15 protein-coding genes and 1 pseudogene are annotated in these 23,469 nt (G+C 61.0%); 9 read left to right on the top strand and 7 right to left on the bottom strand.

Features of this window, described 5'->3' with window-relative positions; all coding sequences use genetic code 11:
* The 3 genes from JFT63_RS28880 to JFT63_RS28890 all read left to right on the top strand — a co-directional run.
* Positions 1 to 8,655, top strand: an 8,655-nt coding sequence (locus tag JFT63_RS28880) for a non-ribosomal peptide synthetase (protein ID WP_198845275.1), incomplete at its 5' end; no start/stop codon positions are given.
* Between the two features lie 945 nt (positions 8,656 to 9,600).
* Entirely contained in the window at positions 9,601 to 10,752 is a 1,152-nt protein-coding gene (macA, locus tag JFT63_RS28885; RefSeq protein ID WP_198845276.1) for a macrolide transporter subunit MacA, read from the top strand.
* Positions 10,753 to 10,755: 3 nt separating this feature from the next.
* Positions 10,756 to 12,714 carry a MacB family efflux pump subunit gene (locus tag JFT63_RS28890; RefSeq protein WP_186558951.1) on the top strand — a complete coding sequence of 653 codons (1,959 nt, stop codon included), beginning with the start codon at positions 10,756 to 10,758 and terminating at the stop codon, positions 12,712 to 12,714.
* 21 nt (positions 12,715 to 12,735) lie between these two features.
* Here the strand turns inward: JFT63_RS28890 and JFT63_RS28895 are convergent, their stop codons facing one another.
* Positions 12,736 to 13,407, bottom strand: a complete 672-nt coding sequence (locus JFT63_RS28895; RefSeq protein ID WP_186558953.1) for a helix-turn-helix transcriptional regulator — start codon at positions 13,405 to 13,407, stop codon at positions 12,736 to 12,738.
* 228 nt (positions 13,408 to 13,635) lie between these two features.
* Entirely contained in the window at positions 13,636 to 14,880 is a 1,245-nt protein-coding gene (locus JFT63_RS28900; protein WP_198845277.1) for a methionine gamma-lyase, read from the bottom strand.
* Positions 14,881 to 15,003: 123 nt separating this feature from the next.
* Between JFT63_RS28900 and JFT63_RS28905 the strand changes: the two genes are divergently transcribed.
* Positions 15,004 to 15,474 carry an Lrp/AsnC family transcriptional regulator gene (locus JFT63_RS28905; protein WP_057703172.1) on the top strand — a complete coding sequence of 157 codons (471 nt, stop codon included), beginning with the start codon at positions 15,004 to 15,006 and terminating at the stop codon, positions 15,472 to 15,474.
* A 20-nt stretch (positions 15,475 to 15,494) separates the two neighbouring features.
* On the opposite strand, the pseudogene JFT63_RS29995 reads toward JFT63_RS28905, so the two are convergent.
* Together JFT63_RS29995 and JFT63_RS28910 are read right to left on the bottom strand one after the other, a co-directional pair.
* Positions 15,495 to 15,599, bottom strand: a pseudogene (locus tag JFT63_RS29995) (outer membrane lipoprotein carrier protein LolA); the annotation flags it as partial.
* Positions 15,599 to 17,029, bottom strand: a complete 1,431-nt coding sequence (locus JFT63_RS28910) for an aminotransferase-like domain-containing protein (protein ID WP_057703173.1) — start codon at positions 17,027 to 17,029, stop codon at positions 15,599 to 15,601. The pseudogene JFT63_RS29995 and the gene JFT63_RS28910, both read right to left, overlap by 1 nt.
* A 158-nt stretch (positions 17,030 to 17,187) precedes the next feature.
* On the opposite strand from JFT63_RS28910, the gene JFT63_RS28915 reads away from it, so the two are divergent.
* From JFT63_RS28915 to JFT63_RS28935, 5 genes are all read left to right on the top strand, one after another.
* Entirely contained in the window at positions 17,188 to 17,370 is a 183-nt protein-coding gene (locus tag JFT63_RS28915; RefSeq protein ID WP_186558959.1) for a rubredoxin, read from the top strand.
* 27 nt (positions 17,371 to 17,397) lie between these two features.
* Positions 17,398 to 18,267: a sugar phosphate isomerase/epimerase family protein gene (locus JFT63_RS28920; protein WP_198845278.1), complete on the top strand. Its 870-nt coding sequence runs from the start codon at positions 17,398 to 17,400 to the stop codon at positions 18,265 to 18,267.
* 69 nt (positions 18,268 to 18,336) lie between these two features.
* On the top strand, positions 18,337 to 18,969 hold the full coding sequence (locus JFT63_RS28925; RefSeq protein ID WP_057703176.1) for a LysE family translocator: 633 nt from the start codon (positions 18,337 to 18,339) through the stop codon (positions 18,967 to 18,969).
* 80 nt (positions 18,970 to 19,049) lie between these two features.
* Positions 19,050 to 20,108, top strand: coding sequence for a diguanylate cyclase (locus tag JFT63_RS28930; protein ID WP_186558961.1), 1,059 nt, complete (start codon positions 19,050 to 19,052; stop codon positions 20,106 to 20,108).
* Positions 20,109 to 20,154: 46 nt separating this feature from the next.
* A complete protein-coding gene (locus JFT63_RS28935; RefSeq protein ID WP_198845279.1) occupies positions 20,155 to 21,384 on the top strand; it encodes a M20/M25/M40 family metallo-hydrolase in 1,230 nt (409 codons plus the stop codon).
* Positions 21,385 to 22,018: 634 nt separating this feature from the next.
* On the opposite strand, the gene JFT63_RS28940 is transcribed toward JFT63_RS28935, so the two are convergent.
* The 3 genes from JFT63_RS28940 to JFT63_RS28950 form a co-directional block, all read right to left on the bottom strand.
* Positions 22,019 to 22,303 carry a hypothetical protein gene (locus JFT63_RS28940; protein WP_198845280.1) on the bottom strand — a complete coding sequence of 95 codons (285 nt, stop codon included), beginning with the start codon at positions 22,301 to 22,303 and terminating at the stop codon, positions 22,019 to 22,021.
* 43 nt (positions 22,304 to 22,346) lie between these two features.
* Positions 22,347 to 22,703, bottom strand: coding sequence for a hypothetical protein (locus tag JFT63_RS28945; RefSeq protein ID WP_057703181.1), 357 nt, complete (start codon positions 22,701 to 22,703; stop codon positions 22,347 to 22,349).
* A 2-nt stretch (positions 22,704 to 22,705) separates the two neighbouring features.
* The coding region (locus JFT63_RS28950; protein WP_198845281.1) for an RHS repeat-associated core domain-containing protein at positions 22,706 to 23,469 on the bottom strand (764 nt) is incomplete at its 5' end.

Genomic DNA, 23,469 nt, shown 5'->3' on the forward strand with positions numbered 1-23,469 from the left:
GAGTTGTACGTGGGCGGCAAGGGGGTGGCGCGAGGTTATCTGAACCGCCCGGAGTTGACCGCCGAGCGCTTCCTGCGCGATCCGTTCAACCCCGGGCGCATGTACCGCACCGGCGACCTGGTGCGCTGGTTGCCGGATGGCACGCTGGACTACCTGGGGCGCAACGATGACCAGGTCAAAATCCGTGGCGTGCGTATCGAACTGGGCGAAATCGAAACCCGGCTCAACCAGTTGCCCGGCATCCTGGAAGCGGTGGTGTTGGTGCGTGAAGAGCGGCTGGTGGCCTACTTCACCGAAAACCCGCAACTTGACGCGCTGACGGTCGGCGAAATCCGCGCTCATCTGGTGGCGCAGTTGCCGGACTACATGGTCCCGGTCGCCTTCATGAAGCTCGACGCGCTGCCGCTGACCACCAACGGCAAGCTCGATCGCAAGACCTTGCCCGTGCCGGACATGGCCGCAGTGTTTACCCGCGAATACGCCGCGCCCCAGGGCGAGATCGAAACGGTGCTGGCGCAGATCTGGGCCGAGGTGTTGCAAGTGCAACGGGTCGGGCGGCGTGACCATTTCTTTGAGTTGGGCGGGCATTCGCTGCTGGCGATGCGCATGGTCTCCCAGGTCCGCCAGCGGCTGGGGGTGGAGTTGGCGCTGGGCGACCTGTTTGCCAACGCTGAACTGGCGGCGGTCGCCGAGCTGCTGGCCCAGGCCGGGCGCAGCACCTTGCCGGATATCCTGCCGGCCAATCGTGATGAACAGATGCCCCTGTCGTTTGCCCAGCAGCGCCTGTGGTTCCTGGCGCTGATGGAAGGCGCCAACACCGCCTATAACATTCCGATCGGCCTGCGTTTGCGTGGGCAGTTGCATGTACAGGCACTGCAACGGGCGCTGGCGCGGATCGTGGCGCGGCATGAAACCCTGCGCAGCCGCTTTGCCCAACACGGCGACCAGGCCCAGGTGCTGATCGTGCCGGCCGAGGAGGTGTTACCGCTGCAGGTGCAAGACTTGCGTCGCCACGCGCAACCGCAACAGGCGCTGGACGCGCTGATCCACGGCGAAGCCTCGGCCCCGTTCGACCTGGAGCGTGGCCCGTTGCTGCGCGGCCGCCTGGTGGTGATGGCCGACGATCACCATGTGCTGCTGCTGACCCTGCACCATATCGTCTCCGATGGCTGGTCCATGGGCGTGTTGACCCGTGAACTGATGGCGCTGTACCAAGCCTTCAGCCACGGCCAATCCGACCCGCTGCCGCCCTTGCCGATCCAGTACGCCGACTTTGCCGTGTGGCAACGCCTGTGGCTGAGCGGCGAAGTGCTGCACCGCCAAAGCAGCTATTGGCAGCAAACCCTGGCCGGCGCGCCGGCATTGCTGACCCTGCCCACCGATCGGCCGCGCCCGGCGCAGCAGGACTACGCCGGCAGCAGCGTCGAAGTGCGCCTGGATGAACGCCTTACTGCCGGGCTCAAGGCCTTGAGCCAGCGCCATGGCACCACCCTCTATATGACCTTGATGAGCGCCTGGGCTTCGTTGCTGGCGCGCTTGTCCGGGCAGCCGGAGCTGGTGATCGGCACGCCGGTGGCCAACCGCACGCGCGCCGAGGTGGAAGGGCTGATTGGCTTGTTCGTCAACACCCTGGCACTGCGCATCGACACCGGCGGCGAGTTGAGCACCGAGGCCTTGCTGGCTCGGGTCAAGGCGCTGACATTGGCGGCCCAGGCTCATCAGGATTTGCCCTTCGAACAAGTAGTGGAAATCACCCGACCGCCGCGCAGCCTGGCCCATAGCCCGCTGTTCCAGACCCTGCTGAGCTGGCAGGACAGCAGCGCGCCGACCCTGGCGCTGGGCGATCTGGCCCTGGAAGGCATCGTCGAAAACAGCCACTTCGCCAAGTTCGACCTGTCGCTGAACCTGGGGGAAGTGCAGGGCAGCATTCTTGGCGCGCTGGAATATGCCGTGGCGCTGTTCGATGAGTCGACGATGCGGCGTTACCTCGGCTACTTCACCCGCGTGTTGCAGGCCATGGTCGCTAACGACCAGGCCGTGCTGGCGCATGTGCCGCTGGTGGATGAACGCGAGCGCAAGCAATTGCTGGTGGATTTCAACGCGACCGCTGTGGGCTATGCGCTCGACCAGACCCTGCACGGCATGTTCGAAGCTCAGGTGCTGCGCACGCCGCAGGCCGTGGCGATAAAAGCCGGCGCGCAGCAACTGACCTACGCCGAACTGAACGCCCGCGCCAACCAGTTGGCCCACCACCTGCTAGCCCTCGGCGTGCAGCCACAGGCGCGAGTGGCGATTTGCGTGGAGCGGGGCCTGGAGATGGTCATCGGCCTGTACGCGATCCTCAAGGCCGGCGCCGCTTATGTGCCGCTGGACCCGGCGTACCCACTGGAGCGTATCGCCTACATGCTGCACGACAGCGCGCCAACGGTGGTGCTCGCTCAGGGCAGCACCCTCGGGCTGTTGGGCGAGCTGCCGGTGGTCGATCTGGACCAACCCACCTGGCAGCACCAGCCCATCACCAACCCGGCGGTGGCCGGGGTGGCCGCCTATGTGATCTACACCTCCGGTTCCACCGGCCAGCCCAAGGGCGTGATCAACGAACACCCCGGTGTGGTCAACCGCTTGCTGTGGATGCAGGACGAATACCGGCTCACTGCCGCTGATACGGTATTGCAGAAAACCCCGTTCAGCTTCGATGTGTCGGTGTGGGAATTCTTCTGGCCGTTGTTCACCGGCGCGCGTCTGGTAATGGCGCGCCCGGATGGGCATAAAGACCCCGAGTACCTGCGCCAGGTGATCGCGGCCGAATGCGTCACGACCCTGCACTTCGTGCCGTCGATGCTTGATGTATTCCTCGCCCACGGTGACGTCAGCCAGGCGGCCGGGCTGGTGCGCGTGATGTGCAGCGGCGAAGCCTTGCCGGGCAGCCTGGTGCGCCGCTTCAAGCAACAGTTGTCGGGCAGCCAACTGCATAATCTGTACGGCCCCACTGAGGCCGCGGTCGACGTCACCGCCTGGAACTGCGCAGGCCCCGACGTGCCGGACAATACTCCCATCGGCAAGCCGATCGCCAACACGCGCATGTATGTGCTGGACGGGCAGTTGCAGCCGGTGCCGTTGGGCGTGGTGGGCGAATTGTTTATCGCTGGGGTGCAGGTGGCACGGGGTTACCTCAACCGTGCCGAACTGACCGCCGAGCGTTTCCTCGATGACCCGTTTACCCCCGGGCGCATGTACCGCACCGGTGACGTCGGGCGCTACTTGCCGAACGGCAATCTCGAATACCTGGGGCGCAATGATGACCAGGTCAAGATCCGCGGCCTGCGTATCGAACTGGGGGAAATCCAGGCACGTCTGACCGAGCATCCGGCGGTGCAGGAAGCCGCGGTGATTGCCCGCGAGCAGCGCCTGATCGCTTACTACACCGGCGTGCCGAGCGAGATTGAAAACCTGCGCGCTCATCTGCTGTTGCACCTGCCGGAGTTCATGGTGCCGGCCAGCTTCGTGCATCTGGAGGCGCTGCCGCTGAGCCCCAATGGCAAGCTCGACCGCAAGGCATTGCCGGCACCGGGTCTGGAGGCATTGGTGGCGCGCGAGTACGAGGCGCCTCTGGGCGACACGGAAATCACCTTGGCCGCGCTGTGGGCCGAGTTGCTCAATGTGGAACGCGTGGGCCGGCACGACAACTTCTTCGAACTGGGCGGCCACTCGTTGCTGGCGGTCAGCCTGATGGGGCGTATGCGCGGCCTGGGGTTGTCGACGGACGTGAAAGTGCTGTTTGGTCAACCTACCTTGTCTGCCCTGGCGGCGGCTTTGGGCGGCGGGCGTGAAGTGGCGGTGCCGGCCAATGGCATTGCGGCCGATTGTGTGCGGATCACTCCCGACATGCTGGCGCTGGTCAGCCTGGATCAAGCGGCCATCGACCGCATTGTCGCCAGCATCCCCGGCGGCGCGGCCAATGTGCAGGATATCTACCCGCTGGCGCCGTTGCAGGCGGGCATTCTGTATCAGCATCGCGCCGTGCAGGGTGATGACGCCTATGTGTTACGGGCGCAGTTTGCTTTCGACACTCGCGTGCGCCTGGACGCCTTCGCCAGTGCGTTGCAGGCGGTGATTCAGCGCCATGACATCCTGCGCTCATCCTTGCATTGGGAGGGCCTGGAGGAACCGGTGCAGGTGGTGTGGCGCCACGCCCGGCTAAGCGTTGAGAGCGGGCCGCTGCCGCCACGCCTGGACCTTGGCCAGGCGCCGCTGATGCGGCTGGTGTACGCCGAGCAACCGCAGCGGGTGGTCGCGACGTTGCTGTTTCATCACCTGGTGATGGACCACGTTGCCCTGGACATCCTGCAGCACGAAATGCAGGCGTTTCTGCTGGGCACTCAAGACACGTTGGCCGCGTCCGTGCCGTATCGCAATTACGTGGCCCAGACCCGGTTGGGCGGCGAGGATCACGAGACATTTTTTCGCGAGATGCTCGGTGAGGTCGACGAGCCCACCGATGTGCCCAACCTGGGCGCCGAGGAAAACGTGCGCGTGGGTCTTGACCTGTCGTTGAGCCGGCGTTTGCGCAGCCAGGCCCGCCAGGCGGGCGTCAGTGCGGCCAGCGTGATGCATTTGGCCTGGGCCCACGTACTGGGCAAGGTCTGCGCGCGCGAGCAGGTGGTGTTCGGTACGGTGATGCTCGGCCGCTTGCAGGGCGGCGAAGGCGCCGAGCGGGCCATGGGCGTATTTATCAATACCTTGCCGCTGCGGGTCGACCTGGGGGAACACTCGGTGCTGACCGCACTGCGTACCACCCATGGGCGCCTGACCCAACTGCTCGGTCATGAACATGCGCCCCTGGCGTTGGCCCAGCGTTGCAGTGGCGTGCCGGTGGCGACGCCGTTGTTCAGCGTATTGTTCAACTATCGTCACAGCGCCCCCCAGGCCGGTGGCGTGGCCGAGGCGTGGCAGGGGATCGAGTTGTTCCAGGCCCAGGAGCACACGCACTACGGCGTGGCGGTCAGTGTGGATGACCTCGGTGAAGGGTTCAGTCTGACCGTCATGGGGCAGGGCGCCCGGCGCTTGTGCGACTACCTGCAAATCGCCCTGGCGCAGGTGGTGCAGGCCCTGGAAGGTCATCGCGACATCGCCATCAACCGTTTGCCGATCCTGCCGCAGGCCGAACGCCAACACCTGCTTGAGCACTTCAACGCCACTACCCGTACCTTCCCGCGTGAACACACGGTGCAGCGCTTGTTCGAAGCCCAGGCCCTGGCGCGTCCCGACGCCGTGGCGCTGGTGCACAACCAGCAGCGGGTGAGCTACGGCGAACTCAATACCCGCGCCAACCGCCTGGCCCATCACTTGCTCGGCCTGGGCGTGCGCCCGGGCGATCACCTGGCGATCCTGCTGCCGCGTTCGCTGGAGTTGCTGGTCAGCCAATTGGCCATCCTCAAATGCGCCGGCGTTTATGTGCCGTTGGACGTTAATGCACCGGCTGAGCGCCAAGGGTTCATGCTGCAGGATTGTGGCGCGGCCTGGTTGCTGACCCGCAGCGATTGCGTCATTGAGAGCGGGGCGCGTCGTCTGGACCTGGATACCCTGGCCTTTGAGCCACAACCTTGCCACAACCCGGACCTGTCGCAAGCTTCGGACAGCGTGGCCTACATCATGTACACCTCCGGCTCCACCGGCCAGCCCAAGGGTGTGCTGGTGCCCCATCGCGGCATCACGCGCCTGGTGCTCAACAACGGCTATGCCGATTTCAATGCCGCCGACCGCGTGGCCTTCGCCTCGAACCCCGCGTTCGATGCCAGCACCATGGACGTGTGGGGGCCACTGCTCAATGGCGGCCAGGTGCAGGTGATCGACCACGCCACCTTGCTTGATCCAACCGCGTTCGGTGTGGCGTTGGAGGGGGTGACGGTGCTCTTCGTCACTACCGCGCTGTTCAATCAGTATGTGCAACTGATCCCTCAGGCCCTGGCCGGCTTGCGCATCCTGCTGTGCGGCGGTGAACGGGCCGATCCGGCGGCGTTCCGCACGCTGTTGGCGCAGGCACCGGCGTTGCGTCTAGTGCATTGCTACGGCCCAACCGAAACCACCACTTACGCCACCACCTACGAAGTGCACACAATTGCCGATGATGCCGACAGCGTGCCGGTGGGCCGTCCCATCTCCAACACCCAGGTGTATGTGCTTGATGCGCAGCAGCAACCGGTGCCGCTGGGTACCGTCGGTGAAATCTGTATCGGCGGGGAGGGTGTCGCCAAGGGCTATTTGAATCGCCCCGAGCTGACGGCTGAAAAGTTCGTCCAGGACCCGTTCAACCCAGGCGCCTTGCTTTACCGCACGGGCGATCTCGGGCGCTGGACGGCCGACGGCCTGCTGGAGTGCGTCGGGCGTAATGACGACCAGGTGAAGATCCGAGGATTTCGTATTGAACCCGGTGAAATCCAGGCGCGGCTGGCGACATTCGCGGGCATCCAGGATGCCGTGGTGCTGGCCCGTGAAGAGGCTCCGGGGGACAAGCGCCTGGTGGCCTATTTCACCTGGGCGGGCGAACCTGTTGGCATCGAGCCGGTGCGGGCTTACCTGCACGCGCACTTGCCCGAGTACATGGTGCCGTCCGCCTACGTCGCGCTGGAGCAATTGCCGTTGACGGCCAACGGCAAGGTCGACCGCAAAGCCTTGCCGGCGCCGACCTGGGACATTTTGGCGAACCGCACGTTCGAAGCGCCGGCCGATGCCCTGGAACAGGCGTTGGCGCAACGCTGGGCCGAGGTGTTGAAACTCGATCAGGTGGGGCGACATGACAGCTTCTTTGAACTGGGCGGGCATTCGCTGTTGGCGATTCGCCTGGTCAACCTGCTGGACGAGGCCGGTTTGCCGGTGTCGTTGGCCGAGCTGTTCCAACATGCCAGCGTGGCCAGCATCGCGGCGATGCTGCGTCAGCGCGGGGATGACGTACTGCCCGACACCCGCGTGATTACCGTGCGCAGCAGCGGGTCGCAGGCACCGCTGTTTCTGGTGCATGAGTTCAGCGGCATGGACGTGTATTTCCCGGCGCTGGGCCAGCACCTGCCCGGCGATTACCCGATCTATGGCCTGCCGGGCCTGGCGCTCGGTGAGGCGCACCTGGACAGCATGGAAGGCCTGGCGGCGCGCATGGTCGGGCTGATCCGCGAGATTCAGCCCCACGGCCCCTACCGGGTAGCGGGCTGGTCATTCGGTGGCGTGCTGGCCTATGAAGTGGCCATGCAACTGTTGGGGCTGGATGAAAGCGTGGCCTTCCTCGGCTTGATCGACAGCTATGTGCCGCGCATGACCGACCAGGGCAAAGCGCGCTGGAGCGGGCCGGATGCATTCAAGCGGCACCTGTTGCTGCAGTGCACGGCCTATTGGAAAGCACAGGGAGGTGTCAATGAGCTGGCAAGTCTTGAACAACTGGAGGCGCGGATTGGACAGCTGGACTTTGCGGATCTGCTGCAACGCTGTCGCGATCAAGGTTTGCTGTACGCGCAAATGGCGGCGGCGTCGGACGCGGACCTGTTGAGTTTTCTTCAGCGCGAAGTCGGGCATGGACATGCCCTGGCTCACTACAGCCTGTTCCCGCTGCCGATTCCGGTGCACCTGTTCAGCGCCGAGCAACGGCCCACCGAGCTGTCGCAACGCAGCATGGCGTTGGGCTGGGACACGGCTTTGGCGCCCGGGCAACTGCGCCAGGTGCCAGTGCCGGGCGACCACCAGAGCATGATGCAGGCGCCGCATATCCAGGGCCTGGGCCGGGCGATGAGCCAGGCACTGGCGGCGAGTACGCCGGTGAGTTGCGCGGCGCATCAGCCGCTGTTGCGCATTCAGACTGGGCGCGCCGGCCATGCTCCGGTGTTCTGCGTGCCGGGAGCCGGTGACAGCGTGACCGGTTTCGTTGGCTTGAGCGAAGCCCTGGGGCGTGATTGGCCGTTGTATGGCTTGCAGCCCCGCGGTTTGGATGGCGCGGCGGTGCCCCACAGTCAAGTGGAAGCGGCCGCGCAGTGTTATCTCACGGCGCTGGAGCAGGAGTGCCCGGACGGGCCGGTGCATCTGGTCGGGCATTCGTTTGGTGGCTGGGTCGCGCTGGAAATGGCCCTGCGCTTGCAGGCGATGGGGCGTGAGGTGGGCTCGTTGACCGTGATCGACAGCGAGGCGCCGGGGCGTGTCGGCAAACCCTACACCTCGACGGCGGCGCTGTTGCGGTTGATCGAGGCGATGCAGTTGGCGGCCGGGAAGTCGCTGGGGATTGATCCAGTGGACTTCGCCGGGCGCGATGAGATGGCGCAGCGGCAGTGGCTGCATACGGGGATGGTTGGTGTCGGGTTGCTACCGGCGCGTGCTGCCGTGGATGCAATGGAGGGGCCTGCGCGTACTTACGCGGCGGCGTTGCGTACGGTTTATCGGCCGCAGGCTCGGTATGACGGGGTGGTGCGCCTGGTGTTGGCGCAGGATCCGGCCTTGGACGCGGCGGGGAACCAGCGTGAGCAGGGGTTGATGGTTGAGGGGTGGAAGGGGCAGGGGACTGGGTTGCAGGTTTGGTATGGCGGGGGTAATCACTTCACCTTGCTCAAGGTGCCGAATGTTTCGGGTTTGGCCAAGTGGTGGTTGGAAGGGGTTGGGGTTGGGGAGGTGGTGTCTTGATGCTTGTACACCGATCCAAATGGGGGCTTGCTTCCGATAGCGGTCTGTCGGAGTACATATCCGTTGCTGCGGTAACGGCCACTTATGGTTCCGCTCTTACAGCGGGTCACTTTTGGAAAGGCCCAAAAGTAACCAAAAGGCCTTCGCCCCACCACTCGGCACCTCGCCCAGGCTCGGTGTGCCCGAACGCGAACTTTGGAGCGTGGGCCGCCGCGATGGGCCATCCATGGCCCAGCGCGGCTAACCCGGCGTCCTGCCGGGTTACCCACGCTCCAAAGCCCGCGTTCGGCCAGCGTGGTTTAACGGGGCGATCCCGGATCAAAAGCACAGCGCGGCGGCCTTATAGCCGACCGGTTTTGGCTGTTGCGGTGGGTCAGAAATGGCAAGTGTGTGGGAGGGGGCTTGCCCTTGATGGCCATGAGTATTTACACCGCCTTGCAACGCCCGCCCGTAACCACGATGCGAAGCGAGCCGCTCTTGCTCTTGCTCTTGATCTTGATCTGCTTTTGATTTTGATCTTAGGCGCCCCGTCAAACCACGCTGGCCGGAATTCGACAGGGATTTGGGGGGTAAACCGGCAGGGATGCCGGTTTAGCCGCCCCGCGCCATGGATGGCGCGTGGCGGCGGCCCCCCAAATCACTGGCGGATTACGGGCACACCGAGCCTAGGCGAGGTGCCGAGTGGTGGGGCAAGAGCGTTTTGCTTACTTTTGCGCTTTTCAAAAGTGAGCCGCCGTAAGGGCGGAACCCATAGCAGCCGTTACCCAAATAACGGATATGTACTCGATCCGATCCAACATCCTGGTCGGCTATCAGGCCGCCATCGGGAGCAAGCCCCCTCCCACATTTTTAAGCTGTGCAAGTCAATGAAACCTCACTCTGCTTTTGCAACCCCATGCCGCCTCTACCCGAATAACGGATCTGTACTCAATCAAGAAGCCACCTATGCAAACGTCTAAATTCCGCAAAATCGGCCTCCTGGCAGTATTGGCCGTCGCAGTCGGCCTGATCATCTACACCGTAAAGGCCCCCGCCGACGCCCCCCAATACCTCATCGCCACCACCGAACGCGGCGATATCGAAAACGCCGTATTGGCCACCGGCCTGCTCGAAGGCGTTAAACAAGTCGACGTCGGCGCCCAAGTCTCCGGCCAGCTCAAATCGCTGAAAGTCAAAGTCGGCGACAAGGTCAAAAAGGGCCAATGGCTGGCCGAAATCGACCCGCTGATCCTGCAGAACACCCTGCGCAAAGCCCAGGTCGACGAAGAAAACCTCCAGGCCCAACGCCGCGCCACCGCCGCGCAGCTCAAGCAGGCCAAGTCAGTGTATGAACGCTACAAGGGCCTGCAGGCCGACGAATCGGTGTCCCGCCAGGATTTCGAAGACGCCGAGTCGAGCTTCCAGGTGCAGCAGGCCAACCTGCTGTCCCTGGACGCGCAAATCAAAAGCGCGCACATCCAGATCGACACCGCCAAGGTCAACCTGGCCTACACCCGCATCAACGCGCCCATCGACGGCGATGTCGTAGGCATCGTCACCCAGGAAGGCCAGACCGTGATCGCCAGCCAGCTCGCACCGGTACTGCTCAAACTGGCGGATCTGGACACCATGACCGTCAAGGCCCAGGTCTCGGAGGCGGATGTGATTCATATCAGCCCCGGCCAGCAGGTGTACTTCACTATCCTCGGCGAGTCGGACAAACGCTATTACGCCAAGCTACGCGGCACTGAACCCGCCCCTCAGAACTTCCTCGAAACCCAGACCGCCGGCACGCCCAAGCAGAACACCGCGGTGTTTTATAACGCGCTGTTCGACGTGCCCAACCCCGACCACCGCCTGCGCATCGCCATGACCGCCCAGGTGCGGATCGTGCTCGATACCGCCGAGGCCACGTTGATGGTGCCGGTGGCGGCGCTGGGGGCGCGCAATGCCGATGGCAGTTACCCGGTTCGGGTGCTGGATGCCAAGGGCAAAGCGGTAGCGCGCAACGTCAAGACCGGCATCAATAACAACGTCAAGGTACAGATCCTTGATGGTCTGGCCGAGGGCGACAAGGTGGTGATCGGTGACGCCATTCCTGCTGTGGCAGGGAGCTAAGCCATGACCCAGCCTCTGTTGGAACTCAAGGGCATCACCCGCAGTTTCATGGCCGGCGAGCGTGAATTCATCGCGCTCAAGGGCATCGACCTGACGATTCATGCCGGGGAAATGCTGGCGATCATCGGCGCGTCCGGGTCGGGTAAATCGACCCTGATGAACATTCTCGGTGGCCTGGATTACGCCACCGCCGGCAGCTACAAAATCAATGGCATCGAAACCCGCTCCCTGGGCGATGAGCAACTGGCGGAGCTGCGCCGTGATTACTTCGGCTTTATTTTCCAGCGCTACCATCTGCTTGCTCACCTGAGCGCCTTGCACAACGTGGAAATGCCGGCGATTTATGCCGGTACTCCTGAAAGCCAGCGTCACAGCCGTGCGCGGGAGTTACTCCAGCGGTTGGGCCTGGCGAGTCATGTCACCCACCGGCCCAGCCAGCTGTCCGGCGGGCAGCAGCAGCGCGTGAGTATTGCGCGGGCCTTGATGAACGGCGGCGAAGTGATCCTCGCCGACGAGCCCACCGGCGCCCTCGACACCCACAGCGGCAAGGAGGTGATGCGCATCCTCGCCGAACTGCACGCGGTCGGGCATACGGTCATCATCGTTACCCACGACCCCAAGGTCGCGGCGAACGCCCAGCGCATTGTCGAGGTGTGTGACGGCGAAATCGTCAGCGACAAGGCCAATGACAGCGTCGGCCCGCTGCTGCCCGGCGAAGCACCGATCGAGCCCAGGCGCAGCGGTGCACGGCGCCTGGTGGCGAGCCTGGGGCTGTTCAAGGAAGCCTTCAACATGGCCTGGGTGGCGCTGATTTCGCACCGAATGCGCACCTTGCTGACCATGCTCGGCATTGTCATCGGCATCACCTCGGTGGTGTCGATCTCGGCCATCGGTGAAGGCGCCAAGCGGTATGTGCTCAAGGACATTCAAGCGATCGGCAGCAACACCATCGATATCTTTTCCGGCACCAGTTTCGGCGACAGCCGCGCCTCGGCGATCCAGACGCTGATGCCCTCGGATGTGGACGCGCTGAACCAGCTCTATTACGTCGACAGCGCCACGCCGGTGGTGGGCCGCAACCTGTTGCTGCGCTTTGGCAATATCGATGTGGATGCCCAGGTCAACGGCGTCAGTGACCGCTACTTCAAGGTCAAGGGCCTCAAGCTTGAGGCCGGCATTGCCTTCAGTGAAAGCGATGCGCGGCGCCAGGCCCAGGTGGTGGTGATCGACCACAACACCCGCCAGCGCCTGTTCGGGCCGAACATCGACCCCCTGGGCCAGGTGATATTGGTGGGCAACCTGCCGTGCACGGTGATCGGCGTGACGGCGGACAACAAGAACATGTTCGCCGCCAGCAAGGCGCTGAACGTATGGGTGCCGTATGAGACAGCGGCGGGGCGCCTGTTGGGCCAGCGTCATCTGGACAGCATCACCGTGCGCATCAAGGACGGCCAGCCGAGCAAGGTGGTGGAAGACAACGTCAACAAGCTGATGCTGCAGCGTCACGGCACCAAGGACTTCTTCACCAACAACCTCGACAGCATCATGCAAACGGTGCAGAAAACCAGCCGTTCCCTGGCGCTGCTATTGTCGTTGATTGCGGTGATTTCATTGCTGGTGGGAGGCATTGGCGTGATGAACATCATGCTGGTGTCGGTCACCGAGCGCACTCGTGAAATTGGTATTCGCATGGCGGTGGGGGCGCGCCAGTCGGATATTCGTCAGCAGTTTCTGGTGGAGGCGGTGATGGTGTGTTTGATCGGCGGGATCATCGGGATTTCGTTGTCCTACGCCATCGGCTATCTGTTTTCGCTGTTTGTGAAAGAGTGGGAAATGGTGTTTTCGGTGGGCTCGATCATTACCGCGTTTGCCTGCTCGACGTTGATTGGCATTGTGTTCGGGTTTGTACCAGCGAGGAACGCGGCGCGCCTGGACCCGATCGAGGCGCTGGCCCGGGACTGATCTGTGGAATTTTTGCTTGGCTTACAGGGCAGTGTCAGACTCGGTCGAATACATCCACCGCAACAACGAATGCCGCCCGCTGATGCCCAGCTTGATCGCCGCGCGCTTGAGGTAGCTTTCGATAGTGTTGACCTTCAACGCCAGTTGCTCGGCCAGCTCCGGTGCGGTGCGCCCGGCCAGCAGGCCCACGCACACTTGCAGTTCACGGTTGGATAAAGTCAGCCCCGATTGCACCAGGCGCTCCTGGATGCGTCGGCGCAGGGTTTCGATGCCCTGGTGCTGCGGCACTGCCGGCGGGCTGTCCTGACGGCCAGGCTGGATCGCGGTGATGTGTTTTTCCACCATGGGCAGCAACAGCGTGGAGAAGTCCTGCAGCATGCTGCGCTCTTGGGCGGAAAAACTCTGCGATGGGTGCGAACGGTACACCGACAATACGTAGCGCACATCGTCCTTGCGCCGTGTGAGGTGCAATTGTGCGGCGGGTTGTTCGGCCCCCAGGGCTGCCACCGAGTCGGTGTAGACCGGGCTGATCTTGCGGCGGCTGTGGCCTTCGCTGTTGACCTGCAGCTGGGTGATATGGGTGGCATCCACCGCCAGTTGGGTGAGGATGAGGTCATGCAGCATACGTGGAAAATGGCGGCTGCCGGTGCTGGCGATGACCTTGCCTATATGTGGGAACAGGTGTGAGTTCATCAATTCGTCCATGAGTTTCGCGTGCAGGTATTCGGCGTTACAGCGGCGGGAGTCAACAAGGTAACCGGTATGCACAACCTGCACTGATAATCCTTCCCGCCGCCACCATGCTAGTACAGGCTGGCGAAGGGAGGGGGATCCAATCGACAAAAGTCAGATTAAAAACGCATAACGGTAGTCGGATCCGTCCGACCACCGCCAGAGCAAAAACAACGCCACAGGCGCCCGCTACCTCACCGCAGAGGGCGCCATCGCGGCTTTACGCACCGATGCACGGGCGCACTTGGCCAGGGCTTGATCCACATCCGCCAGCAGGTCGGCGACGTCTTCAAGCCCCACCGACAAACGCACCAGGCCCTCGCTGATACCGTGCTGCGCAAGTTGCTCGGGGGTGTAGGTGGAGTGGGTCATGCTCGCCGGATGTTGCGCCAGTGATTCGGCATCCCCCAGGCTGACCGCACGGGTGAATAGTTGCAGTGCGTTCATAAAGCGTCGGCCGGTCTCGATCCCGCCTTTGAGTTCAAAGGCAATCATGCCGCCGGGCAGCTTCATTTGCCGCGTCGCCAGTTCGTACTGCGGGAAGGAACGCAGCCCTGGGTAGATCACACTCTCCACGGCCGGGTGCACCTGCAAGGCTTCGGCCAGTGCCTGGGCATTGCTGCAATGGCGGTCCATGCGCAGGGCCAGGGTCTTGAGGCCGCGCATCAGCAACGACGCATCCTGGGGCGACATCACCGCGCCGGTCAGGTCCTTGAGCCCTTGCAGGCGAATGCGCTGCGCCAGTGCCTGGTTGCTCACCGCAATACCTGCGGTGATGTCGCCATGGCCGCTGAGGTATTTGGTGGCCGAGTGCACCACCACATCGGCGCCCAGTTCCAGAGGCCGTTGCAGGTAGGGCGTGCAGTAAGTGTTGTCGACGACTACGGTGACATTCGGCTGTTGATGGGCAAGCCTGGCCACGGCGGCGATGTCGATCAGGCGCAGGTTGGGGTTGGCCGGGGTTTCGCAGTAGATCATGCGGGTCGCCGGGGACAGGGCCGCTTGCAGGGCGGCCAGGTCGGTCAGGTCGACATGCCGCACCTTGATGCCGAATTCGCCGATGCCGTGGTGCAGCAGGGCGAAGGTGCAGCCATACAGGGTCTGGCTGACGATTACCTCGTCGCCCGGGCGCAGCAGCGTCCAGAACGTCGCGGCAATCGCGCCCATGCCGGAGCTGAAGGCCACCGCCGCTTCACCACCTTCCAGGGTGGCCATGCGTGATTCCAGCAACGCCAGGGTGGGGTTGGAAATGCGCGTGTAGAAGTGGCCGCTGGCTTCGCCGGCAAAGCACGCGGCGCCGTATTCAACTGTGGGAAAGGCGAAGGTGGCCGACAGGTAGATCGGCGGTACGAGGGCGCCGTGGTGGTCCTTGGGGTCATAGCCGTGGTGAATGGCGCGAGTAGAAAAGCCGCAAGTGCTGTGTTTATTGTTCATGTCGGGCACTCCTTATTTCCTACAATGCTATGCTCATAATCACGGACGAACCTTGCAAAAACGCCTGTAAAAACCCGCGTTTGTGGATCAAACACCGATAAAAATAATGATTAGAGGCACGTTATGCCCATCAAGCTGGACCGCACCGACAAAGCCCTTTTAAACGCATTGCAGGCCAACGCCCGCCTGACGGTGGCCGAACTGGCCGAGCGGGTGGCGCTGACGACTTCACCGTGCTGGCGCCGGGTACGCACCCTGGAGGAAAGCGGAGTGATCAGCGGCTACCAGGCGATCCTCTCGCCCAAGGCGCTGGGCTACGGGGTGACCGCGTTTGTCAGCATCATGATGGACAGCCACACCCAGGAAATCGCCCGGGCATTCGAGCAGCGGCTGTTGGAGATTCCTGAAATCGTGGCATGCCATAACGTGTCGGGGCGCTATGACTTTTTGCTGGAAGTGGTGGCCAGGGACCTGGAATCGTTCGGCGAGTTTGCCCGCGAAGTCTTGCAGACCTTGCCCTGCGTCAAGGAAATCTATTCGAGCTTTTCGTACAAGTCGGTGCGGCCGTTGCGGGTGATTCCGTTGCCGGGGTGAAGGACCTCAATGCGCTTCTCCGTAGGAGCGAGCTTGCTCGCGAAAAACCTGAGAGCGCCGCGCTTAGGCTGTGAGCCCGCGTCATCGTTGATGACCTTCGCGGGTAACCCCGCTTCTACAGAGATTAGCGCCGGGCATGGGGGTTGCTCTGCGCCACTCCATGCAACAACAGCGCCTCAAACACCCGCTGCACCCGTGGATCATCACTGTGGGCCACGTTGAATCGCATCGAATCGCGATGGGCCGGGTCGTAGCCGAACAGTGCACCGGGCGCCAGCACCATGCTGCGTTTTAACGCCTCCTGGGCCAGAAGTTCGCCGTTTACCCCCTTCGGCAGGCGTGCCCAGATAAACATCCCGCCTTCAAAGGCCATCGGCAGTTCGCAGCCGCAGCGCTTGAGCCATTGTTCAACGCGCCCTCCGGCCTCCATCAGGCGCTGCACCATGCGCTTGCGATGCTTGGCATAGCTGCCTTCGGTGAGCATACGGTACACGATCTGTTCGAACAGTTCGGAGGTCACGCCGCCGCTCATCAATTTCATATTGGTGAGGTTGGCGGCCAGTTGCGGCGCGGCCACGACGTAGCTGACCCGGGTGTTGGCGCTGAGGATCTTGGAGAACCCTGACAAGTAGGTGACCTGGTCCAGCCCGGCGACGGCGGCCAGGCGTGGGGGAGGGTTGGGGTGCAGGTCGCCATAGAGGTCATCCTCGACGATATGGCAGTGGTATTGCTGGGTCAGTTGCAGCAGGCGAAATGCCTGGCCGGGGCTGAAGGAATGCCCGGTGGGGTTATGCAAAACGCTGGTGGTCAGGTAAAGGCTGGGGCGGTGTTCGGCCAACAACTGTTCGAGGGCGGCGAAATCGAACCCGTCGGGACGGCGCTCAATGGTAACGACCTTGACGCCATGCAGCGCCAGGTTGGCGTGAAAGTTGAAATAGCACGGCGCGTCGAGCAACACGGTGTCGCCAGGGCGGGCGAGCAGACGCATCAGCATGTCCAGGCCCTGCACGGTGTTGGGCGTGGTGATGATTTGTTCCACGGGCACCGACAAGCCTTCACCGTGCAGTTTCTGTTGCAACGCCTGACGCAGCGGCAATAACCCGGCCGGCGTGCCCAAGCCTGCGATGCGCAGCGACGGCGCACGCACCACGCTGCGCATGGCCTGGCGGATCGCTTCGCCATTGAGCCATTCCTCGGGCAAGTGCCCGCCGCCGGGGCGCAGTTCACCACTGGCGGTGACCAGGGGGCGGCGCAATACGCTGAGCAGGTCCTGGGGCAACAGGTCGACCCAGGTCGCTGTTGCCGGACGGGCGCTGTCCATCGCCACGAAGTAGCCGCGGCCCTGGCTGGAGGTGAGCAAATGGCGCCCGCGCAGGCGGTCCAGCGCCTCATTAAGGGTGAACTTGCTCACTCCCAGCACCTGGGTCAGTTCCCGTACAGACGGCAACTTGCTGCCCGGCGCCCATTCGCCGTTCTCGATGGCCTGGCTGAACGCCTCGACGATCTGCTGAACCTTGGGAGTGCCTTCCACAAAAGCGATGGCGGATACAAACATGACGCGTCCTTGTGTTTGCCGGTGCTTTTACCGGTGAAGTTAGGCCGGATTAGGCATTACTTTACCTGCCTTGTGCAATGCCGCTCCCCTAGACTGCGCGCCATCTCGCCCGGAACTGGCGAAGTTTCCTACACGCAAGCAATGGATTTTGCATTTCCATGAAGACTTATATGTGCGCACCCTGCGGTTTTATGTACGTAGAAGAATTGGGCATTCCCGAAGACGGAATTCCCGCCGGCACCCCTTGGGAAGAGGTGCCTGAACACTGGACATGCCCGGATTGCGGCGTGACCAAGGCCGATTTCATGGCCATCGAACTCTCTGAACCGCTAGAAGCCTGACACGCCATCAACGAAAGGAATCGCTCCATGGACAGCAAACTGATCAACGCCACCGTACCGTTCTGTACCGGTGTGGCTCATCAGAAATACCTCGGCGCCGAGAAGGGCCTGCAAACCGCCATCGAAGGTGAGTGCACCCACTGGTATATCGACGGCAGCCTGTTTGGCGAAATGGTCGACGACTGGACCGATGCACGTATCGAAGCCCTGCAAGCGCAAATCGCGCTGACCGGCGCCAAGCCGATCTTCCATGGCAACTTCAAGGCGCCGCTGGGCAGTGATGTGGAAGCCTTCCGCAGCGCTGCCGTGGAGTATGTAAAGAAAGAAATCGATATCGCCAGCCGCCTGGGCGCGCCGTTGATCATCCACGGTGGTTGCATCGTCGAGCCGAAAATGGTGCTGATGGCCAAGAAGGTGGCCCTGGAGCATTACCTCAAGTCCGTGCAGGAACTGGCGCTGTACGCCGAGGCCAAGGGTACGGATATCTACCTGGAAAACCTGTCCAACTACGTCAACTATCGGCCGTTTCATTACATCTTTACCCATGAAGCCGAATACACCTACGTGTTCGAGCGCCTGCAAGCCCACAGCAACGTGTACTTCTTCCTCGATGCCGGCCACGCCAATATCGAGAACGGTTTGCCGGCAGAAGTGGTGCGCAAGTATCACCACCTGATCAAGGGTATTTCCTTCAGCAACAACAACGGTGTGCAAGACCAGCACTTCGGCATCCATGACGGTAACTGCGATTACGCCGATGTGGTGCAGGCCATCGTCGAAACCAACTGGAAGGGCCTGGTGGCATTCGAAACCCGTAACCAGACCGCCAAAGCCGCGCTGGCTGACCTGGCGGTGATGTACCGCGAGTCCCTGACGACCGAAATCGCCGTCGCCTGACCGGCCTGGGGCGGGCGCTTGAGGCGCTCGCCCCGTCGCTGTTGTTCTCTTAATTCAAGGTCCCTGGCCATGACAAGTGCGTTAACCCTGTCGTCGTTTCTCTACTTTTTGCTGTTTTGCGCCACCATGACCTTCAGCCCCGGCCCCATGACCCTGTTGTTGCTGAGCCTGGGTTTGAAGGACGGCCTGCGCAGTTCGATCCCGGCGCAGATCGGCGCCAGTGTGTCGTACCTGATTTCCATCCTGATTTTTGCCGTCGGTTTCTCGGAACTGATCAAGGGCAACCTTGCCATTACCCAGACCATCCAGTTTGTCGGTGTGGCCTATATTCTTTACCTGGCATACAAGCAGTGGACCAGCAGCGGCGTGTCGATCAACAACTCGGGTGCCGTGGAGGGCTCGCGCAGCCTGTTTGGCAAGGGGCTGTTGACCGGGTTTTCCAACCCCAAGACCATCATCATGTTCAGCGCAGTGTTCCCGCAGTTTGCAGGCGCAGGGGAACACAGTTCGGCGGCCGACATCGCCATCCTCGGGGCGACCTTCCTGTTGCTGCAATTTGCCAGCGGGTGCCTGTATTGCTATTTCGGCCAGCGCATCAAGCATGTGCTGGAAAACCCCAAGCGGCGGGTGTTGCTGCAGCGGGTCACCGCAGTGTTGCTGTTGGGCGTTGCATTGATGCTGGCGCGTGGCTTTTCACACTGAAGCATTAGCGTGTAAGCAGTAGTGGCGATTTGACGTTGCCCTGTTAGACTCCAGGCACTCACCCAGGATCGCACCCCACTATGCCAGCCGTCGGAGGAAAGGGACTTCCGCTTGCTTCGCGCCTGTACAAATCCCGTCTTCTGGGGCTGATTCTCGGCTTCATCTGCGTGGTGTTTGCCATGTATCCGCTCAGTCCTGCGCTTTGGGTGTGGGCCTGGATGCTGATCAACGCGTTTGTGTGGCCGCATGTGGCTTTTCAATTGTCTTTGCGTGCAGCCCATACCCTGCGCAGTGAGCGTCGTAACCTGTTGTTCGATTCTTTTTGCGGCGGGTTTTGGGTTGGCGCGATGCACTTCAACCCACTGCCCAGCGTCACCACGCTGTCGATGATGACCATGAACAACGTGGCCATCGGTGGGACGCGCTTTATGTTTGCGGGCTGGGCGGCGCAGGCACTGGGGCTTGGCACGGCGCTGCTGATCGTCGCGCCTGGGTTTATTGCCGTAACCACCCAGGCGCAGTTGTACGCCTGCTTGCCGATTCTGACGCTGTATCCCCTGGCGCTGGGCTGGATTTGCTATCGCCAGGCCGTGACTCTGGCTCGGCACAAGCGTGAGCTGCTGGCCCTGAGCCGCACCGACAGCCTTTCCGGTCTGCTTAACCACGGCGCCTGGAAAGACCACCTGGACATTGAGTTCCAACGCTGCCGCCGAAACCAGGCGGGCGCCGCCATCGCGCTGATCGACATCGACCATTTCAAGACCATCAACGACACCTACGGCCATGTGACCGGCGATATTGTCCTGCGCCAATTGAGCAAAGTGCTGCGCCAGAACCTGCGCGCCACCGATCTTGCCGGGCGTTATGGCGGCGATGAGTTCTGCGTGATCCTGCCGGACATGCCCCTCAACCGTGCCACCGAAGTGATGGAGGCGTTGCGCGATCGCTTCAACGCCTTGGCCTATGCCCAGGACCCGGCACTGCGTGTCAGTTTGAGTATCGGTTTGGCGCCGTACCAGCCGACTCACGCCGACTCCATCGGTTGGCTCAACGATGCCGACCAGGCGTTGTACGAAGCCAAGAGCAGCGGGCGCAACCGGGTGAACGCTGTGCAGGAGGGTTGGTTGCGGTCGGTCTAGTGAGATAGGGTGTGGGGAGCCTATTCCAACAAAAAAGGATCGCTCCATGCTCTTCACTTTCCCGCGTACCCTACTGGCCGCCACCCTGGCGTTGTCCTTCGTCATGCCGGCCTACAGCGCCGAACCCCACAAGCAGATCCAGGCAGATGCCGAGCAGTACAAGGCCCAGGCCCTGAAGCTGTTGGAGCGCCTGGTGAATATCGACTCGGGGTCCGGCTACGAGCCGGGCCTGACCCAAGTGCGCGACATCGCTGTGGATGAGTTGAAGCAATTGGGGTTCAGCATCGAACTGGTACCGGACCAGGCGGCCAACAACAGCCATGTGGTAGCCACCCTCAAGGGCACCGGCAAGGCCAGGATCCTGCTGATGGCGCACATGGACACCGTCTTCAAGGAAGGCTCGGCCGCCGAGCGCCCGTTTCATATCAAGGACGGCCGTGCCTATGGCCCCGGCGTGATGGATGACAAGGGCGGCATCGTCGCCGGTATCTACGCGTTGAAAGTTCTCAAGAATCAGGGCTTCAAGGACTACGCACAAATCACTTTCCTGCTCGACGCCAGCGAAGAAACCGGCTCTGAGGCTGCCTCCGAACTGATCCGTAAAACTGCCAGGGGCCACGATGTGACCCTCAACCTGGAACCCGGCCGCCCAGCGGACGGCCTGGTGGTATGGCGCAAAGGCAGCGCCACCGCCGTGGTCGAAGTCAAAGGCAAGGCCGCCCACGCCGGCGTCGCCCCGGAACTGGGACGCAACGCCGCCATGGAAGCCGCGCACCAGATCCTGCAACTGGGCAAGCTCGGTGATGAAGACAAGAAAACCACCATCAACTTCACCGTGCTCAAATCCGGTGACCGTACCAACGTGATCCCCGACCAGGCCACTGCCAAGGCCGACGTACGTGCGGCATTGCCGGAAGAGTTCGATCGAATCGAGAAGGACTTGGCGCGGGTTTCAGCCAACAAATTGATCCCCGAAACTGAAGTGAAAACCAGTCTGCAACGCGGTTTGCCACCGATGCCGCAAACCGGCGAGTCAGATAAGTTGGTGGCGATGGCCCAAGGGATTTATGGCGAACTGGGACGCACGTTGACCATCGAAGGCAGCGGCGGCGCGGCGGATGCCAGCTTGTCGGCCGGGGTAGGGACGCCGACGTTGGATGGGTTTGGGATTGTGGGGGGCAATATCCACACGGCGGAGGAATATGCCGAGGTGGAGAGCGTGGTGCCACGGGTTTATCTGTTGAGCCGGATGATTATGGAGCTGGCCAAGCGCTGATCGGAGCGTTGGATTGAAGCACTGAAAACATTCAAATGTGGGAGGGGGCGCCATCGCCCTTTGTAGGAGCGAGCTTGCTCGCGAAAAACGTCAACGATAGCGCGTGTTTCCTGAATAAACGTGGCGTCTATGCGTTTCTCGCGAGCAAGCTCGCTCCTACAAAAGCCTGGCATTCGGGCAGGCCTTCTCCCACATTGGATACTCAGTGTGTCCAATACCGCGGGTTACCATGTGGCAGGGTCTTCGAGGCTGGCTTTTTGGAGGTCTTCTTTCCACCACTCATTAGCTAATCTATAAATTTCTTCGAAAAAACCTTTTGGATTGTCCATGTCACTCCATCCCCACGGCAGGGTGCAGTAATAGCCGGGAGCCTGTCTCAATAAGTGCGAAAAGTTATAGGTTTCGTCGCTAAGTGCAGCCCCCAATTTGTCGCATAAGACCTTGCGATGTCGATAGCTTAGATCTGAAGATTTCTCAATTATGTATTTTTTGATCAGCCGCTCTCTGTCTGTGTCAAGGTTGATGTCGTAACATGCAAGCTCTTCACCTACAGTCTCTTCGCGATCATAAATATCGAACGGGCTGAGTAAATGGCGAAGTTTCGGTGCGTAAGGGATATCTAGAAATGGGTGTTTCAGTATTGGTCATTGCTCACAGGAAATACGGTATAAAGTTCTTTGGTTTCGCGATCGAATTTCGCGATCGCTGCATCCATATTTTCATCAAGTATTGGATTATTCCGATCAGTAGGGTTTGGTATATATCCTCTTCCGCAACCCTGCATTTCGATTCGGACAATTGGGTTGCCGTAGTAATCTTCCCCGGTAAAAGGCGGTAGATTGCGTTCTGCTCTTGTGGTTACCTCATTTAGTACAGCGAATTGCGCTCGATGACTTTTAAACTGTGTGCTTAACTGCATAGGATTTTTCCTTTTGTTGGAGGTGTTTATTTGTTTAGGGACGTTAGCTCGCATCGGACTCTATCTTGTAGTGCTGTAAGCAGCGTAACAGCACAGCCATGAATTGCCGGTGATCAATTATTTCGTCATCAAAATAGGTGTCGAAAAGATAAAAAACAGAATCAAAGTTTTCATCTGTATTTAAATAGTAGTGAAGTGTGTCGATATGCCACTGTTGGATTTCAGGCTTATATGATAGAAATTCTGGTTTAGTCAATCTTTCAAAAAGCTCGGCGAGTTCTGTTTCGTTGTTAATATTTTTTGAAGCGATGAAGCGCTCTCTTTCAGGGTCGTCGTAGTTTTCAATGCTGTAGGTGAATAGTAGGCTTCTGAGTGTTGATAGTTCTGGTCTGAGCTTCATGTTTAGAATTCCGTGTACGCAGTAATCGGATTGCCATCATTGTCGAGTATTACAATAGCTTTGCTTTGTCTTCCGTATTCAAAATTATTTTTTTTGTATCCTTCTCCAATTATTTTTCCCATGTGCATTGGTCTGCGAGATGTTTGTAGATTTGTATATTTAAATATAAGTTGTGCGCGATAAATGGCGTTGAGTTGGTCCCGGTGGCTGAAATATCTAGTGGCTGCAGTAGGTATTTTGGGTTCGCCATCTTTTCTTCCACCAATGTATCTTTCGATTTCTTCTGTTGTTGGGTTTTTACCTGATCTTACTCTTTCGAGTTGGGAGTCGGGGGTTGTCTGCGCGCCGTGCTTCTCCAAAAAATGTGCTCTTGGGAATGCTTGTTCGATTTCTTTCAAACGTCTGTAGGCGTTTGCCTCGGCTAGCTCGTCAATTCTCGCCTGCCGCTGCGCGCGGGTCAGTTGCGGTAAGGCAGGCTCTCCGTGGTTAACACTCTCCGCAGGATTTGGAGCACTGGTGCTGGGTTTACACCCGTCAGCACCTGGGCATGTATTCAAGCCTAGCGGGTCGACCCATCCCGTCGGATTGGGCACATAACGGTACCTGTTGATCCCACCCGCCAACTTCACCGGATCCGGCGTCAGGTAACGTCCAATATCCGGATTGTAGTAGCGATGGCGGTTGTAGTGCAGGCCGCTTTCTTGATCGAAATACTGCCCTTGAAAACGCAGCGGATTGTCGATTTTGCCTGCGTCGAGCCGGGCGA

The sequence above is a fragment of the Pseudomonas sp. MF7453 genome (assembly GCF_016405455.1).
GTDB classification, from domain to species: domain Bacteria; phylum Pseudomonadota; class Gammaproteobacteria; order Pseudomonadales; family Pseudomonadaceae; genus Aquipseudomonas; species Aquipseudomonas paralactis.

Excerpts from the sequence above, each read along its gene's own strand:
- macA (WP_198845276.1), top strand. The coding sequence starts at position 9,601 with ATGCAAACGTCTAAATTCCGCAAAATCGGCCTCCTGGCAGTATTGGCC.
- JFT63_RS28890 (WP_186558951.1), top strand. The coding sequence starts at position 10,756 with ATGACCCAGCCTCTGTTGGAACTCAAGGGCATCACCCGCAGTTTCATG.
- JFT63_RS28895 (WP_186558953.1), bottom strand. The coding sequence starts at position 13,407 with ATGAACTCACACCTGTTCCCACATATAGGCAAGGTCATCGCCAGCACC.
- JFT63_RS28900 (WP_198845277.1), bottom strand. The coding sequence starts at position 14,880 with ATGAACAATAAACACAGCACTTGCGGCTTTTCTACTCGCGCCATTCAC.
- JFT63_RS28905 (WP_057703172.1), top strand. The coding sequence starts at position 15,004 with ATGCCCATCAAGCTGGACCGCACCGACAAAGCCCTTTTAAACGCATTG.
- JFT63_RS28910 (WP_057703173.1), bottom strand. The coding sequence starts at position 17,029 with ATGTTTGTATCCGCCATCGCTTTTGTGGAAGGCACTCCCAAGGTTCAG.
- JFT63_RS28915 (WP_186558959.1), top strand. The coding sequence starts at position 17,188 with ATGAAGACTTATATGTGCGCACCCTGCGGTTTTATGTACGTAGAAGAA.
- JFT63_RS28920 (WP_198845278.1), top strand. The coding sequence starts at position 17,398 with ATGGACAGCAAACTGATCAACGCCACCGTACCGTTCTGTACCGGTGTG.
- JFT63_RS28925 (WP_057703176.1), top strand. The coding sequence starts at position 18,337 with ATGACAAGTGCGTTAACCCTGTCGTCGTTTCTCTACTTTTTGCTGTTT.
- JFT63_RS28930 (WP_186558961.1), top strand. The coding sequence starts at position 19,050 with ATGCCAGCCGTCGGAGGAAAGGGACTTCCGCTTGCTTCGCGCCTGTAC.
- JFT63_RS28935 (WP_198845279.1), top strand. The coding sequence starts at position 20,155 with ATGCTCTTCACTTTCCCGCGTACCCTACTGGCCGCCACCCTGGCGTTG.
- JFT63_RS28940 (WP_198845280.1), bottom strand. The coding sequence starts at position 22,303 with ATGCAGTTAAGCACACAGTTTAAAAGTCATCGAGCGCAATTCGCTGTA.
- JFT63_RS28945 (WP_057703181.1), bottom strand. The coding sequence starts at position 22,703 with ATGAAGCTCAGACCAGAACTATCAACACTCAGAAGCCTACTATTCACC.